We start from the raw sequence: 15,286 nt of genomic DNA, 5'->3' as shown, positions 1-15,286 counted from the left end.
GCTGAAAAAGTAAATTGAGCTAATTCCTGGCATCAAATCGTACAATCAACCCAGTTGTGACGGCCAGGGCCATATTCCTTCACTGGCCCTAGAAAAGCCCCAAGGCAGCCCTGGCAGCTCCATAACGCTTTCCAACACCAGCAATCCCACCCAAAAATGAATGATAAAAGGTGGCGGAGCCACCGCTCTAGATTCATCACCAAGAACGTGATAGCAATCGCACTAGCAGCCGTATCCGCTAACTTCGCCATCACTCGATTCAAGCCAAATCTTCGCTTGGCCTGCCCAAACTTGCCCTCAATTTGGACTCTCACCTTTTCGTCCTCCCGTGCTTGTTGCTTGAGTTGGCCCTGCACCTGGGGGTCTTGTTGAGGTCTTCCTAACGGTGGTCCACTCAATCGGATACCTCGAGCTTTACACCATCGTCGATTAGCTCGGGTTCGATAGATTTGGTCGGCATGGACTGAGAGAGGATAATGGCCAAAGCGACGATGAAAAGCTTCCACTTGATATTGAAGATGCTGGGATTCATTGAACGCATCCCAGCTTAAACGTTCCAGAAACACACATCCGTTGACACAACTGAGGGATAGCTTGGCCCCAAACTCAACAGGTACTCCAGCTTTGCCTCGGACCATCGGTCGGACATGAGGCTGAGTGAGGCTGACAATACGGTCATCTACTCGACGCACGTGCTGTTGATACATCCACTCTTGCTGTCGAAAGACTTCATGAATCACCAGCAACAGACGGTACTGTCGCCGGGACAGTCGGGACAGAGACGCTCCTAAAGCTATCAATCCATCAATGTGGGCTAGATTCCGACGCACATAGCCCAACTGCTGACGAATCCCTTTACGAATCAGCTTGCGACTCGGTTGACGTTTCTTGGCAATGGCCAGATAAGCTTTGCGGGCCTTTTGGCGGTAGGTGCGAGGTTTGCCCTTGAGAGACAGCATGACTTGAGCATATAAAGCATCAAGGATGGCTTCACTCGCTTTGCGGGCATCATTGAGCAGATCTAAGTCTGTCGGATAGCGAATATCGGCTGGCGCACAGGTCGCGTCTATCAACAATTGGCCCTGGTTGGGAGGGGCAGGAGGCTCATCTTCGTCATCTTCAGGAGAAGGAGATGACTCAGGGGACATCACAACAGGAGAACCCTCAGATGCGAGCACTGATTCCACGACTGCGTCGTTGACTTGAGTCAGCAGCTCTAGATTCAACCGTTGGCGAAAGTGAACCAGCATGGAGGCATCAAACGGAGCACTCTCTCGATATTCACTAAACCCCAGAAAGTACTGCAAGTAGGGGTTCTCTCGAATCTGTTCTACGGTCTCTGCGTCGGATACACCCAATTTCTCTTTGATGATTAAGGTCCCTAAGGCCACACGAAAGGGTTTGGCAGGTGCCCCCATGGTCTGACTGAATTGGTCTGCATATTCTGATTCAAAGCTTTCCCAGGGAATCAGCTCGGCGAGTTTGACCCAGCGATTCTCTTCTGATAGTTTGCCTCCGAAGGGCAAGTAGAAGTTCTTAAAGGACAGTTGACCGGGGGATGGGCGACGATACATTGGGGTGCATGTGCAAAGGTTTTGAGTATTTTGAACGATTTTCCTTGCACTTCTCAAGGGCGCTCAACACTTGGATACACTGCAAATATTCAACCTTAGACTTTCGAAGCAAGCCCTAAATAGTTGAAGGCTGGCATGGATGACGCTTTCACCAGACCTGTACAAAAGACTTGAGCACTAGTTTGCAAAGATGTGCCCCCACCCCTGCCTCAGCATCCTTAACATAGTGTTGGCTTCAACACTTCACACCTAAAAAATCTGGAATTAATAGGTGGGATATTATCTTTCTAATCCGGCAAACGCTTGATGAATCAAAGCCACGCCTTTAGCAACAACGGCTTGACGCCATTCATTACTCGTAGGTGCATTAGCTTCCAGCAGTAACGATTTGGCCCAGGCATAGGTAGATGCCCCTGGCTCATCCCACCAATGGGCCTGATTCTCTGCCCGCATTGCTTTAAGCACCGGCAATAGCGGATAAGTGCCAAATTCCACCGTGGCAAATCGATAGTCTCGCCCCTGCATCAAAGCTTGGCACCAAGGACCGATATCTCCCTGGCAAATATAGGTTGCGCCTTGTTGCCCCAGGATTTGCAGACCTTCCGCCGTAAAGGTTTGTTGAAACCAGGGCAGATCGGTCTGGTGGGCTTGAGGCTTCACTAAGAACGTAGGCGCGGTCCATCGTCCTAGCCCCGTATGTAAGTCCAGATGAACAATAAGCTGGGTTTGCCCTAACCAAATGGGAAGTTGCGACGCCAAAATCTGCTGGGTCTGGGCAGGGGCTTGCCCCCCAAAAAAGAGGCCCTGGGGAAACTCATACTGGCCAACGGGCAGCGCTTGCTTGAGGGACGATACGCCATATCGAAGGGCATACCCCAACAGCTTGAGGGTATAAGGATCTCGTGGGGTCGGCGGTTGACGGGGATTCAGAAAAGAATCCAGTTGAGTATACGCCTCTGGACTGCCTGTAAACGATTGTCCTGGCAATAGAAAATTACGATTTAGATCGATATTGTCTTCATTGCAGCGACGATTCCAGGCAAAGCCATAGGGATTGAGAGCATGAATCAACAGTACTGCCACCCCTTTTGGCAAGGTGAGCTGGGGCAGCACATCGGTCAACAGTGCCCACTGGATGGCTGATCCGCAATAGCCTTCGACCCCATGCAAGCCACTGGAGACGAGCAAAGTGGTGTGGGGGGATTTAGACCCATATCGGGCCACATCAATACTCAAGGCTCGGTCTTGAGGACCGAGGGCTTGGATGGGATAGGTTTCGAGGACACAATTTAGGGATTGGGCCGCATGACGGAAGCGATCGCGTCCTTGCCAATAATCAGAAGGGAACACAAAGGGTTAGGGCAGAGTACTCACTCTATTACAACTTTATGGTGTGAGTTTAACGGAACACGACACTCCCTGCCCCCACAACCTTTAGATAGTCCTAAATCTTAAAAAACTACAAAATTAGAGCTTTAAGAATCAGAAACATCCGGGAAATTACTGATCTGAGTAGCAAAAGTAGGCGGGTAAACTAGATATAAGTTGTTTTTTATTGAAAAGCATTTCTTTTTGTAACAAGAATCTAAAGATTCACTGTAGAATATTGAATTAAAATACCTTCAATATTTTCTGCACAACTGAACGCCATAACAGCTTTCTTCTCTTCGATTGTACCAACGCCTATGGAACCCTCTAAGTTTGATCCGTATCAGCTGTTAACTGAGTTATCAAGCTCTAGTGCGACGGGCGTACTCAAAGCGAGTAATGGTAAAGCCGTTTGGCACATTTACTTAAATGAGGGGGACCTACAGTATGTAGACTGCTCCATTCAAACCCTGGCCCAACTCAGCTATTTCCTATGCCGACAAGGGTTAGACCAGGCATATAACGTCCTTAAAGAAATGCCACCCGCAACGGAGGCTGGGGTCACAACCGTCACCAAGGCCCAAGGACTCATTCAGCGATCAATGCTCTGGCTGCAGGAACGCCATATGCTAGATGAGATCCAATCCAGACAGCTGATTGAAGATATTACTCAAGATGCATTAGAAACCTTTTTATGGCTGCGTCAAGCCAGAGCCGTTTGGGAAAATGGTACGCCTTCGCCGGAATGGGTGACGACGGTGTTGGGGCAAACGCCTTTAGTGGACGTAGTCGATACGGTTCGCTTCCTCAAGCAACGCATGAAGGGTTGGCAAAGTTGTAGCAAAGAAATTTGGTCACCTTATCAGCGTCCTTACCTATTAGATTTTCGCCATATCAGCAAACCCGTTCAGGGGGGCAAACTGTCCCCGGAAGCGCTGACGAAACTCGCCCAGTTAATGAGTCGAGGATTTAGTATTCGCCAGCTGTCAGTTTTGCTCAAACAAGACGAGCTGCATATTGCTCAGCTCTTTGGTCCCTATGTGGAACAGCAGGTCATTTTTTTACGCAATCCCCAGCCGCCTTTTGACCAACTCCCTCGGGTGCCGGGTGTTCCTAAAACGCCGACCGTAACCCAAGCTGCTCAGACAGCCCAGGCCGCTAATCGCGTCTTTAAGATTGTCTGCATTGACGATAGCCCAACGATTTTGAGTGAGATTGAGCGGTTTTTAGGGAATACTCGATACGAGGTCACAACGGTCGATGACCCGATTCAAGCCTCTTCAGTCATCTTTCGGATCAAGCCCGATCTGATTTTGCTCGATATCACAATGCCCAAAATAAACGGTTACCGTTTGTGCAGTCTGCTCAGAAGTAGTGCCGTCTTTGACGAAACCCCGATCATCATGGTGACGGGAAATACGGGGCTGATTGATAAAGCCCGTGCCAAATTGGCCGGTGCCACCGATTACTTCACCAAACCCTTTACCCAACAAGGTCTCACAGATGTGGTGGAGAAATACCTGACTCAACTCAATCCAGCTTAGGAGTATAGGTGAGTTCCAATGGACTCACATCGGTTAGCCTGTCTACCCCACACCACTCTCATTCCAATTCCTCAACTCTACTGACGTTCCATAACTTAGCCACCCAAGGACACACCATGAGCAGCAAAATCTTAGTCGTCGATGACCTCCAATCCGAACTGGACTTACTCTGTCAATACCTGACCGAAGAAGGCTACACCATCGTCACGGCTACCAATGGCACAGAGGCACTAGAAAAAGTCAATCAGAACAAGCCTGATGCCATCGTCACCGATTGGATGATGCCAGGAATGGGCGGGTTAGACCTAGCCCGAAAGCTCCGCAAAAATCCCGACACCGCCGATATTCCCGTAGTAGCCTGTACCGCTAAGGATCGAGATGTCGATCGCATGTGGGCTGCCAAGCAAGGGGTAGAAGCCTATGTCACCAAACCCTGCACCAAGCAAGAACTCGTGAGTGCCCTGAGAGCGGCAATGAAATAAATGACCCAACAACCGACTGCCTCTACAACTTCACTATCACGACTGCAAGAGCTGCTACCCCAGTTATTTCAGTCCACTCAGCTCACCGGACAACCCTATCTGCGGTTTATGGTGGCAGAGGGTATCGGCGCTTTGCTCTCAATGGAGCATGTCCAGGAGTCCTTAATTGTAGAGGCTGAGCAGATTACCCTCATCCCTAATATGGCCCGATCGGTGCTGGGGTTAATGAATTCCCGAGATCAGGTCTTCTGTGTGGTCAATCTGCCCCAGTTGTTGGGATACCCTGATATCACCGGTAGCCAGCGCCGATACCGCGTGATTGTTGCACGGGTACCTCCTTCTGACTATCAACGCTCGGGCACTGGAGAGGCGCTTTTGGGGCTGGCCGTCCCCCAAATTCAAGGGGTCACCCGATTGCAAGAAGAGCAACTGCAAACCGAAATTGCTGCCTGTCCGGCAAACCTAAGTCCCTACGTTACCGGTACTTGCCAACAGGACGAGCAAACCCTGTATCTTTTCTATCCGCCATTCCTGGCCAAAGCACCGGCTTTATATCCGACCTAACCTGCAACAGCATCCCCGTCAACGTTTAGTTGGCAGCTTTCTTTATTCTTTAGCTACTTTCACCACAAGACCATGACGACCCAACAGGACATCACCCTAGCAGACGCCACAGCCAGCAACGGCAACATGGCGGCCCAAGATCTCAACGTTGACCCAGCCACCCCCTACACCAAACCGGCTGCCACCCTGCGCCAAAAACTATTAACCACCGTTTTGCCCGTGGCTTTGGCCCCAGTGGCGATTGCAAGTGTGATCGGTTACGTGCAAACGGAAACCCAGCTTAAGGCAAAAGCTCTATTGCAGTTAGAAGAGGTGAGCTTACTGTCTAGTGAAGCCAGCGCCATTTTCTTAAAAGACGCCCTAAAATTTCCAGACATTATTGATAGTGACCCATTATTACTAGAAGCGGTAAAAGCTGGCGCCCAACAAGCTGAGGCCCAAGGCTTGCCCCAGAAGCCTATTGAAGCAGTGGAACAGCAGTTTGCGAGTACCAAACTGCTCAAACCCAACGCTAAATTAAATGAGTACCTACAACGCGTTGTCAAGAATGGTCAGTTAGCTGAAGTGTTCGTCACGGACAAGAATGGATTTAACGTGGGCTATAGCAATCCCACCTCCGACTTTGTTCAAAACGATGAGCGCTGGTGGCAGATGGCTAAAGAGAAAGGACAATTTATCGAAGAACCTGAATTCGATGAATCATCCAATCAAAACGTCATTGCCATTTCCAAAACAGTTAAGGATGATGCGGGGAATTTCATTGGGGTGACGAAAGTTGGAATACCCACCAAAGCGTTGGACGAAGCCATCAGTACCCTGGTGTCCCCCAACCTAACCGAGTCAGAAATTGTCCAAATTGTGAACCCCAAACTGGAGACCAACGCAGTAGTAGATACCATTACGGCTGAAGGAAGTGATCTCCAAAATCAAGAGGTGACAGGTGGGGCAGATGTGTTAGCCGCTGCCAAACTCATCGAAGATTATCTAGAAGCAGAAGCGGGCGATTTAAATGACACAAAGGCCCAGATTCGAAATATTCCTGGCATTACCGACCTGAAGATCAAGGAACAGGCAGCGGGGGATTTCAAGTTAGTCATCGCCGCTTTTACCTACAAGGATCGATTCTTTAACGTATCCATTATTCCAGGGACAAAACTGGTAGCGATTGCCTCCGTGGAAACGGCAGAAGAAGCCGCCTTGGCGCAACAACAGTTGCTCCTATTCGCGGGTATGGGTCTATTGCTGGCTGGGATTATTACTGCCCTGATTTACTGGTTGTCTAACTCGGTGTCGAATCCCTTAGCTAAATTGACGGATACCGCAGGCGAAGCCGCTAGTGGCAACTTGGATGTGGAAGCGGCAGAAGAAGGCACCCAAGAAACTCGCACCCTAGCCCGAACCTTTAACACCATGGTGTCTGAGGTGAAAACGCTCCTGGAAAAAACGGAACAAGCCGCCGAAGAGCAAAAAGAATCCCGCGACAAGCTGGAAATGGAAATTTACCAGCTCCTCGATGAAGTGGGAGAAGCGGTGGATGGAGACTTAACCGTCCGCGCCAGCTTAAACTCCATGGAAATGAGTACCGTTGCGGACTTGTTCAACGCCATTATCGATAACCTCAATGAGATTGCGGGCCAAGTAAAAGACTCCTCGGTCAAGGTGAGTTCGTCTCTGAACGCGAGTAAAGGGGAAATGCAGACCCTCGCCGAACAAGCGATTCAAGAAACCGAACGAACCCGTTCCACGCTGAACTCCATTGAGCAAATGTCCACCTCCATTGAGGATGTGGCCAGCAACGCCGGTAAAGCCGCGCTGATTTCTGACCAAGCCTACACCACCGTCCAAGAGGGCAGTGATGCCATGGATCAAACGGTGGATAGTATTCTCAGCCTCCGAAATACGGTGGGTGAAACGGCTAAGAAAATTAAGCGTTTGGGCGAATCCTCTCAAAAGATTTCCCAGGTGGTGTCTTTGATTGAAGAAATTGCACTGAAAACAAACCTTCTCGCCATCAACGCCAGTGTAGAAGCCAGCCGCGCTGGTGAGCAGGGGCAAGGTTTCACCGTGGTTGCGGAACAGGTGGGTGCTCTGGCGGAACAGTCCGCTGCTGCGACCAAGGAAATTGCCCAAATTGTGGCTGGTATTCAAGCCGAGACCAAAGAAGTAACCGAAGCCATGGAAATCGGCACCAACCAGGTGGTCGATAGTACCCGCCTAGTGGAAACGACTAAAGACAAGCTGGCGGTTGTTCTCAACCGTTCGCAAGAAATTAACGACCTGATGCGCTCGATTTCAGACGCCACCGTATCCCAAACCGAAACCTCCAAAGTGGTGACGACCCTCATGCAACAAATGGCAGCCCAATCTGAACAACGAGCGGAATCCTCCACCCAGGTGGCCGAATCCATGCAGGAAACAGCAGCCGTGGCCGAGCAGATGGAAGCAGCCGTGGCCCAGTTTAAGGTCGAAGAAGCAAGCTAAAACCTTCGAGCGCTTGCCTTTCGAGCGCCCTGGATTGAGACACAGGATGCCCCCATCGACATTAGCGACCTATCATCGCCTCAGCACTATGGATAAAGAACAACAAGTCCAGTTCAAATTTCTCGAAGAAGCGGAAGACTGCTACGAAAAGATTGAACGCGTTTTGCTGGGTCTCGCCACCAACGCAGCAGACCCCGAACAACTCGATGAAGCGCTCAGGGCCTCCCACTCTGTCAAAGGGGGGGCGGCGATGATGGGGCTGATGGATCTGAGTAAAGTGGCCCACCGTCTGGAAGATTTTTTCAAGATCCTGCGGGTTCACCATGCCTCCAAAACCATCGAAACAGAGGTAGAAACCCTCCTGTTGCAAGGCTTAGATTGCTTGCGACAAGTGGGCGATCGCTATCAGCAAGGGGCTGACATTGATGCTGACTGGATGGCTGCCCATATCACCCCCGTCTTTGACCAACTGCAGACCCATTTGGGAGAGGTAACGGACGAAGACGAAAATGCGCTGCTCAGTGGTGACGACGAAGAAGTCGATCCGGCGTTACTCATGTTTGAGGATGGGGTGGAAGCTGTTCTCGATCGCATTGAAGGCTATTTTGGCACCTTGCCAGCCCCTCAACTAGCGGCTGAACTCGCGATGACCGCCGAAGAATTGGTGGCCTTCGGCCATATGGCCAATTTAGACTCCTTTATTCAGCTCTGCCAATCAATCCAGGAACTGGCGACCCAGGTTGTACCGGAGCAGATTCCTGAACTCTCGACGGCCGCCCTCAAAACCTGGCGACGGTCCCATGCGTTGGTCCTGCGTCGAAGTTTTGAGAAGCTCCCCCATGAGCTTCTGGACTTTACGCCAACGATGGCCTCCAGCCCTGAAACCGACTTTGAAACTGCCCTAGACTCCGTCGACCTATCGGCTCTACAAGCTGACTTTGGCGCTATTGAATTGCCAGGGGAGATTAACCTAGAAGATGCTGCTGTTGACGACCTCGCAGGTGCTTTAGGAACGGATCTGCCTAACCCTGAGTTGATAGAAACGGACCCTATAGAAGATCTTGCTTTTAATGATCCGGCTGTTGCCCACTTAGCAGACACCCTCGCCACCGATCTGCCTAACTCCGAAACGCTAGAAGAGATTACCCTTGATGATCCGGCTGTCGCTGATCTAGCGGATGCTTTAGCCACGGATCTGCCTAGCCCTGAAGCACCAGAAGCGGTCAATTTAGAGCACATTGCTCTAGATGATCCGGCCATCGCTAACTTAGCCGATGCCTTATCAGTCGAGTTGCCCGAGTCAGCGCTGGAATTTCCTGCCGAGATCGCTGCTGACGACTTTGCTCCAGAGGACTTATTAAACGCAGATGCCCTCGCCAATCTGCAGGATTCGATGGAGCTAGCAGATCTACAGCAAGCCTTTGAAGTGACCTCCGATCTGGTTGAGTCTGCCGTAGACTCAACGATCCAAGAGGAAGTTGCTGATCTCCCCTTAACCCTGGAGAGTGCGGCTCAAATTTTGGAACAAACCACGGCAGCCCAGCCTGCTGCTGCCCCTGTGAAGCCCCTCAGCGGTAAAACGGTGCGGGTTCCCGTGGAACAACTAGAGCAATTTAATACCCTGTTCGGGAAGTTGATTCTAGATCGGAATACGGTCAATCTGCGTTTTGAGCAGTTGCAAGCCTACACCCAACTGATTCGACAGCGGATTCGTCAATTAGAAGCCTCCAATACACAGCTTCAGCAATGGTACGACCGCGCCTCTATGGAGGGCATCGTCCCTGCCGAAGAAGCCGCTCCCGCGCAACCGGAACAACTGGCTGAACCCAGATCCGGGCAATTTGATGCCCTAGAAATGGACCAGTATACGGACTTGCACCTGATTGCCCAAGACCAAATTGAAACGATTGTTCAGTTACAAGAGGTGGGCTCCGATATTGAACTGACCCTACAGGATATGGGTCAGGCAGTCCGCGACATTAACCAAACCACCCGCTCGTTGCAGACGAATGTCACCCGCACCCAGATGGTGCCTTTCCGAGAAATCGTCAAACGGTTTCCCCGGATGATTCGAGATTTGAGCGTTCAGTTTAACAAGCCAGTTAACCTGGCGATAGAAGGGGATGCCACCCTGATTGACCGCGCGGTACTGGACCCCCTAGGAGATGCCCTGAATCATCTGCTTCGTAATGCCTTTGATCATGGAATTGGTAGCCAGGAGCGCCGGATTTCCATTGGCAAAACTCCAACAGGCACGATTACGATTCAAGCCCGTAATCGGGGGGCACAAACAGTCATTACCCTGAGCGATGATGGTGCAGGGATTCGCCTTGATAAGGTCCGTGATCGTTTGCAGGCCATGGGCATTCCGGAATGGGAAGTCTCTCAACTCTCTGAAGCCGATTTACTAGACTGTATTTTTGAACCGGGCTTTAGTACAGCCGACCAAGTGACTGAAATCTCTGGACGAGGCGTCGGCATGGATGTTGTGCGCAACAACCTGCGCGACATCCGAGGTGAAATTCAGGTCCATACTGAACAGAGTGTAGGCACCACCTTCACCCTTTCAGTTCCCTATACCCTCTCGATTTTGCGAGTCATGCTGCTCGATCATTCAGGATTCATCTTTGCGGTGCCGAGTGAAAGCATTTGCGAACTTTTGCAACTGCAATCAGACCAAATTCAAAGGATTGAAGCGTCTCACACATTGACCTGGCAAGATCGAACCATTCCCATCATCAACTTGGCTCAGCATTGGGCCTTTAATCAAACCCGCCGATTCTCCGAAATGTCCGGGACTCCGGTTATTAACAAACCCACTATTCTCGTGGTTGGGGAGGATGACCAGATCGGTGGCCTAGAAATCGAACGGTTCTGGGGTGAACAGGAAGTGACCATTCGCGACATCGCCAGCCCCTTACCCATGCCCCCCGGATTTGTGAGTTCTACGGTCTTAGGGGACGGTCGTGTGGTCCCCATCCTCGACCCATTGTCCATTCTCAAATGGTCCCTGGAACGACAACAAACCGACATTACTCCTCCCGTCGAATCCCTGCCTTCTGTCAGCTCGGACAATACCATCCTGGTGGTGGATGACTCTGTTAATGTCCGTCGCTTCTTAGCCCTGACTTTAGAAAAGGCGGGCTATCAGGTTGAACAGGCCAAGGACGGTCAAGAAGCCGTGGACAAACTGGAAAGCGGCTTAGCTGTACAGGCAGTGGTTTGTGATATTGAAATGCCTCGATTGGATGGCTATGGCGTCCTGGAAGAAGTCAAAGGCCAACTTCAGTTTGAAGAGTTACCGATTGTGATGCTGACCTCCCGCAGTCACGAAAAACACCGCAAGGTTGCCATGAATTTGGGTGCGTCGGCCTATTTCTCCAAGCCCTTTAACGAGCAGGAGTTACTCGATACTCTAGCGAAGTTGATTGCCCAGAAGACCCCGGAGTTAGTGGGTTAGTTCTTTTGATCCTGCTGGGGCGCTAAATATCCTTAAACCCTTGACAGACCACTCTTAGGCCATAGGAGTTCTGATAGTTGCTTGGTAATGACCGATAGCGAAAAGCAGACCGGCAAGCATGAGGACCGTCGTACCAAGATCCCCCTCGTCTGACTCGGTGCGATCGCACATCCGCATCCTTTACCCAGGCAGATCCATCCGCAGGTGCCCCTTTGTAGGTGTCATGCCAATGATCCTGGCACCATTCCCAGACTTGACCATGCATGTCATAGAGGCCAAAGGGGTTCGGTGCAAATTGCCCCACCGGGGTTGTGGCTTTTCTAAAGGTGCCGCGAGGGCCGCGACCATAGGTATAGTTGCCGTCGTAGTTGGCTAAGTCCGTGGTTAGAGTAGCCCCTACACAGAAAGGGGCGCTAGTCCCAGCGCGGGCGGCATATTCCCATTCCGCTTCACTGGGTAAGCGATAGTCCTGCCCCGTGAGTTCCGATAGTTTTTGGCAAAACTCCGTCGCGGTCTGCCAGCTCACTTGCTCGACGGGACGATCTGCCCCCTGAAACTTGGCCGGATTCTCCCCCATCACGGCCTGCCATTGAGCTTGGGTAATCGGATATTTACCGATAAAAAAGGTGGGCACGGTGACCGGGTGTTGGGGACCTTCACTGCCCTGGCGATTGGCTTCCATTGCTGGAGAGCCCATACTAAATTTTCCCCCTGGAATATAGACCATATCCAGGGTCTGCCCGTCTTTTAGCTGCTGGCGATAATATTGGGCGGACTGGCGGCTGCGGGTTTGGATTTGGCCTGTTGCATTCACCCCTACCACTTCAAAGGCAAACCGCGATAGGCCGGGCAGAGTTTCCTCCGGTGGTTCTGGGGTAGACTCCGGTTCAGCAGGTTCAGAGGTCTGGGGTTCAGCGGTATCCGGTTGCTCAGCGGTCAAGGGTTGGTATTTATTGTTGAGACCAAAGGTTGCGATCGCAGTTGAGATCGGAATCCCTAAATTCAAACCATCTTTGATGCGCACGTCCTGTAAGCGCTGTCCCGCCGCCCGGCCATGAATCCCAATCAGACGACCTTCGCGATCTAACACTGGGCCACCGCTCATGCCTGCCTTGGTAACGGCGGTATAGGAGAACCCATAGCCATCCTCAAATTCCCCGATGGAGGCGACTTCGCCCCGAGTTAGGGTCATGGTAGAGACGGAAATGGCCTGATCCGCGAGGGGATAACCACCGACGTAAATATCATCCAAAATGCCCAGGTCTTTAAACTTGCCGATGTTGGTGGTGCGATAGTTGTTGTTGGACGTGAAGGTTGCGATCGCAATATCCGCTTTGGCATCCACCTGCATCATTTGGGTGTTGAGCAAATGAGTTTCACCGTCATAGGTTTCCACATAGGCTTCCTCACCCCGGTTAGAATTTTTGATCACATGGGCCGCCGTCAGCACGGTATAAATATTGTCGTTTCGCTTGATTAACACCCCGGAGCCAGAGGGGCCTTGGGTCATTATGCGAACAGTAATGCGACGGGCAATTTGGCGAATATCCCGAACTGATTTGGCTAAAGACCATTGGGAAGAGGCCAAGCTGATCACAGCAGCCCCCCCAAACCACAAAAACTGACGCCGCTTTATGCCCATTCCAATCTATATCAATGCACTGCAAAACCCTTATTCCTACTGTATCCGCTCTATTTAGGAATGTCTCGGATTAGAAGGTGATTCGGGTATGAGCGCATTCTCTCCCCAAAGCCAGTCCTCTACACCGATGACTTCAGGGCAGGCAAAACCACGCGTAAACCAAAAGACCCCTTATAGGCATAGGGATAGGAGCGATAGCGGAACGCCGATCGGCAGGCATGGGGACTGTCATACCAAGATCCCCCTCGTCGCACTCGGCGCATTTTCGGATCACCCTGCTCAACCCAGGCCGTACCATCCGTAGGCGCGCCCTTGTAAGTATCATGCCAATGGTCTAGACACCATTCCCAAACCTGGCCATGCATATTGAACAATCCAAAGGCATTCCCGGCCAATTGGTCCACCGGCACCGTTTTCTTTCTGAAAGTGCCCTTGGGGCCTTTGTCATAGGCGTAATTGCCATCATAATTGGCCAGATCGGTGGTGATGGTCTGACCAAAGTGAAACGGGGTATCGGTACCCGCTCGGGCGGCATATTCCCATTCGGCTTCACTGGGCAGCCGGTAGTCTTGCCCCGTCGCCAAAGACAGTTTTTGACAAAACTCTTCCGCTAAAAACCAGCTAACTTGATCGACGGGATGATTAGCCCCCTGAAACTTAGAGGGATTGTCTCCCATAATGGCCTGCCATTGGGCTTGGGTAATGGGATATTTCCCCATCAAAAACGCCGGGACATTCACAACATGCTTCGGATCTTCGTTTTTCTGACGATGGGTTTCGGTGACCGGCGAGCCCATCGTGAACTGTCCCTCGGGAATAGAGACCATCTCCAAGGCCACGCCCTCCACCAAGGGTTGGCGATAAGATTGGGCCGACTGTTGCGTCCGTTGACGCACCTGGCCTTTGTCATTGACCCCCAGCACTTCAAAGGTGAAACGTACCAAAGGGGACTCTGGTGACGGGCTAGAGGGCTCTTCCTCTGGCGGATCAGTCTCAGCAGCTTGAGGCTCCGGTTCGTCAGGTTGCGCCGCCGTTGGAGCCAGGGTCTTCAAACCAAATACCTCGATGGCGGTATCGATGGGAATCCCCAAATTCAGGCCATCCTTGAGCCGAAACTGTTTTAATCGCTGTCCTGCTGCTCGACCATGAACGCCTATGAGTTGACCTGCCTGATTAAGGATGGGACCACCACTCATCCCCGCTTTGGTCACGGCAGTATAGGAAAACCCATAGCCATCCTCAAAGGGGCCAATCGAAGCAACCTCTCCCCGGGTTAGCGTAATGGTCGAGACGGATAGGCCCTGATCCGCAAAGGGATACCCTCCCACATAGATTTCATCCAAAATATCGAGGGTTTTAAATTGACCGATATCCGTCACACCATAGGTTTTATTGCTGTAGAAGGTTGCGATCGCAAGATCCAAGTTAGAGCCAGTCTTCATGGCTTGGGTATCGAGCAAGTGATTCTCACCATCACTCGTCATGGCATAGGCTTCTTCCCCACGATTTGAGTTTTTAATCACATGGGCAGCCGTCAGCACCGTATAGATCGGCCCCTTTTTTTGAATCAGAATCCCCGACCCAGACGGCCCTTGAGTCAGGATCTTGACGGTAATCTGTCGGGCGATTTTGCGAATGTCATCAACGGATTTCGCGAAGGACCGGGGAGAAGCCACAAGGGTCAGCAAGGCGGTGCCCCCAAAGCGTAAAAACTGTCTGCGCTGCATTCCCATACCGATTGCCAGATGCCTGTTTCTCAATCACGTCTCTAAGGGCAAGCACCCTCAACGGTTTGTTTGATCTATTCACAAAGGCCAGCCCTTGAAGCCACCCCTGCCTTTCTTAACTCATTCTGCAGATATTTAACGGCCACCATAAAGTCTGAGTTATTCTTTCTCTAGTCAAGAGAAATCAATTTCTTGCACAAAAAAATCCTGAATTATAAATCTTTTCTAAAGAGAATAATCTAGTCTCCCTCTACTCGCTCATTGCAACTTTTTTACTAAAATCATGATTTCAAGACAAACAGCTAGGAGCACTATCAAGATTCAATAGTAGCGATCTTTATTTATTAATCAAACCCCCCATAAAATCACAAGACCGAAAAGAGCATATAACTCATTTTTTCCTAAAATCGTTATTGACTTATCTGCTAATTTTACGATTTTTAT

At 50.9% G+C, this 15,286-nt stretch carries 8 protein-coding genes and 1 pseudogene; 5 read left to right on the top strand and 4 right to left on the bottom strand.

The window, feature by feature from the left end:
- Window positions 1–45 precede the first annotated feature (45 nt).
- Together ON05_RS20685 and ON05_RS20680 are read right to left on the bottom strand one after the other, a co-directional pair.
- A pseudogene (locus tag ON05_RS20685) lies at window positions 46–1,574 on the bottom strand (IS5 family transposase).
- Window positions 1,575–1,853: 279 nt separating this feature from the next.
- Window positions 1,854–2,924, bottom strand: a complete 1,071-nt coding sequence (locus tag ON05_RS20680; RefSeq protein ID WP_010467679.1) for a DUF2817 domain-containing protein — start codon at window positions 2,922–2,924, stop codon at window positions 1,854–1,856.
- A 335-nt stretch (window positions 2,925–3,259) separates the two neighbouring features.
- Between ON05_RS20680 and ON05_RS20675 the strand changes: the two genes are divergently transcribed.
- The 5 genes from ON05_RS20675 to ON05_RS20655 all read left to right on the top strand — a co-directional run bounded on the left by ON05_RS20675 (window position 3,260) and on the right by ON05_RS20655 (window position 11,473).
- Window positions 3,260–4,486: a response regulator gene (locus tag ON05_RS20675; RefSeq protein WP_010467680.1), complete on the top strand. Its 1,227-nt coding sequence runs from the start codon at window positions 3,260–3,262 to the stop codon at window positions 4,484–4,486.
- Window positions 4,487–4,602: 116 nt separating this feature from the next.
- Entirely contained in the window at window positions 4,603–4,968 is a 366-nt protein-coding gene (locus ON05_RS20670) for a response regulator transcription factor (RefSeq protein WP_010467681.1), read from the top strand.
- Complete coding sequence (locus ON05_RS20665) at window positions 4,969–5,532, top strand: chemotaxis protein CheW (RefSeq protein ID WP_010467682.1); 564 nt, start codon at window positions 4,969–4,971, stop codon at window positions 5,530–5,532. It begins immediately after the preceding gene.
- A gap of 72 nt (window positions 5,533–5,604) precedes the next feature.
- Entirely contained in the window at window positions 5,605–8,013 is a 2,409-nt protein-coding gene (locus ON05_RS20660) for a methyl-accepting chemotaxis protein (RefSeq protein ID WP_010467683.1), read from the top strand.
- Between the two features lie 46 nt (window positions 8,014–8,059).
- The gene (locus ON05_RS20655; RefSeq protein ID WP_010467684.1) at window positions 8,060–11,473 is read left to right on the top strand and encodes a hybrid sensor histidine kinase/response regulator; all 3,414 of its coding nucleotides are present in this window, start codon (window positions 8,060–8,062) and stop codon (window positions 11,471–11,473) included.
- Window positions 11,474–11,495: 22 nt separating this feature from the next.
- Here ON05_RS20655 and ON05_RS20650 read toward each other — a convergent pair whose 3' ends face one another.
- Window positions 11,496–13,115: an SUMF1/EgtB/PvdO family nonheme iron enzyme gene (locus tag ON05_RS20650; protein WP_010467685.1), complete on the bottom strand. Its 1,620-nt coding sequence runs from the start codon at window positions 13,113–13,115 to the stop codon at window positions 11,496–11,498.
- A 119-nt stretch (window positions 13,116–13,234) separates the two neighbouring features.
- Window positions 13,235–14,842 (bottom strand): SUMF1/EgtB/PvdO family nonheme iron enzyme, encoded by a 1,608-nt coding sequence (locus ON05_RS20645; RefSeq protein WP_010467686.1) that lies wholly within the window; start codon window positions 14,840–14,842, stop codon window positions 13,235–13,237.
- Between the last annotated feature and the right edge of the window lie 444 nt (window positions 14,843–15,286).

This window comes from Acaryochloris sp. CCMEE 5410 (genome assembly GCF_000238775.2).
Classification (GTDB): domain Bacteria; phylum Cyanobacteriota; class Cyanobacteriia; order Thermosynechococcales; family Thermosynechococcaceae; genus Acaryochloris.
Note: the sequence above shows the minus strand (reverse complement) of the source record. Positions and strands in the feature narration are given on the sequence as shown.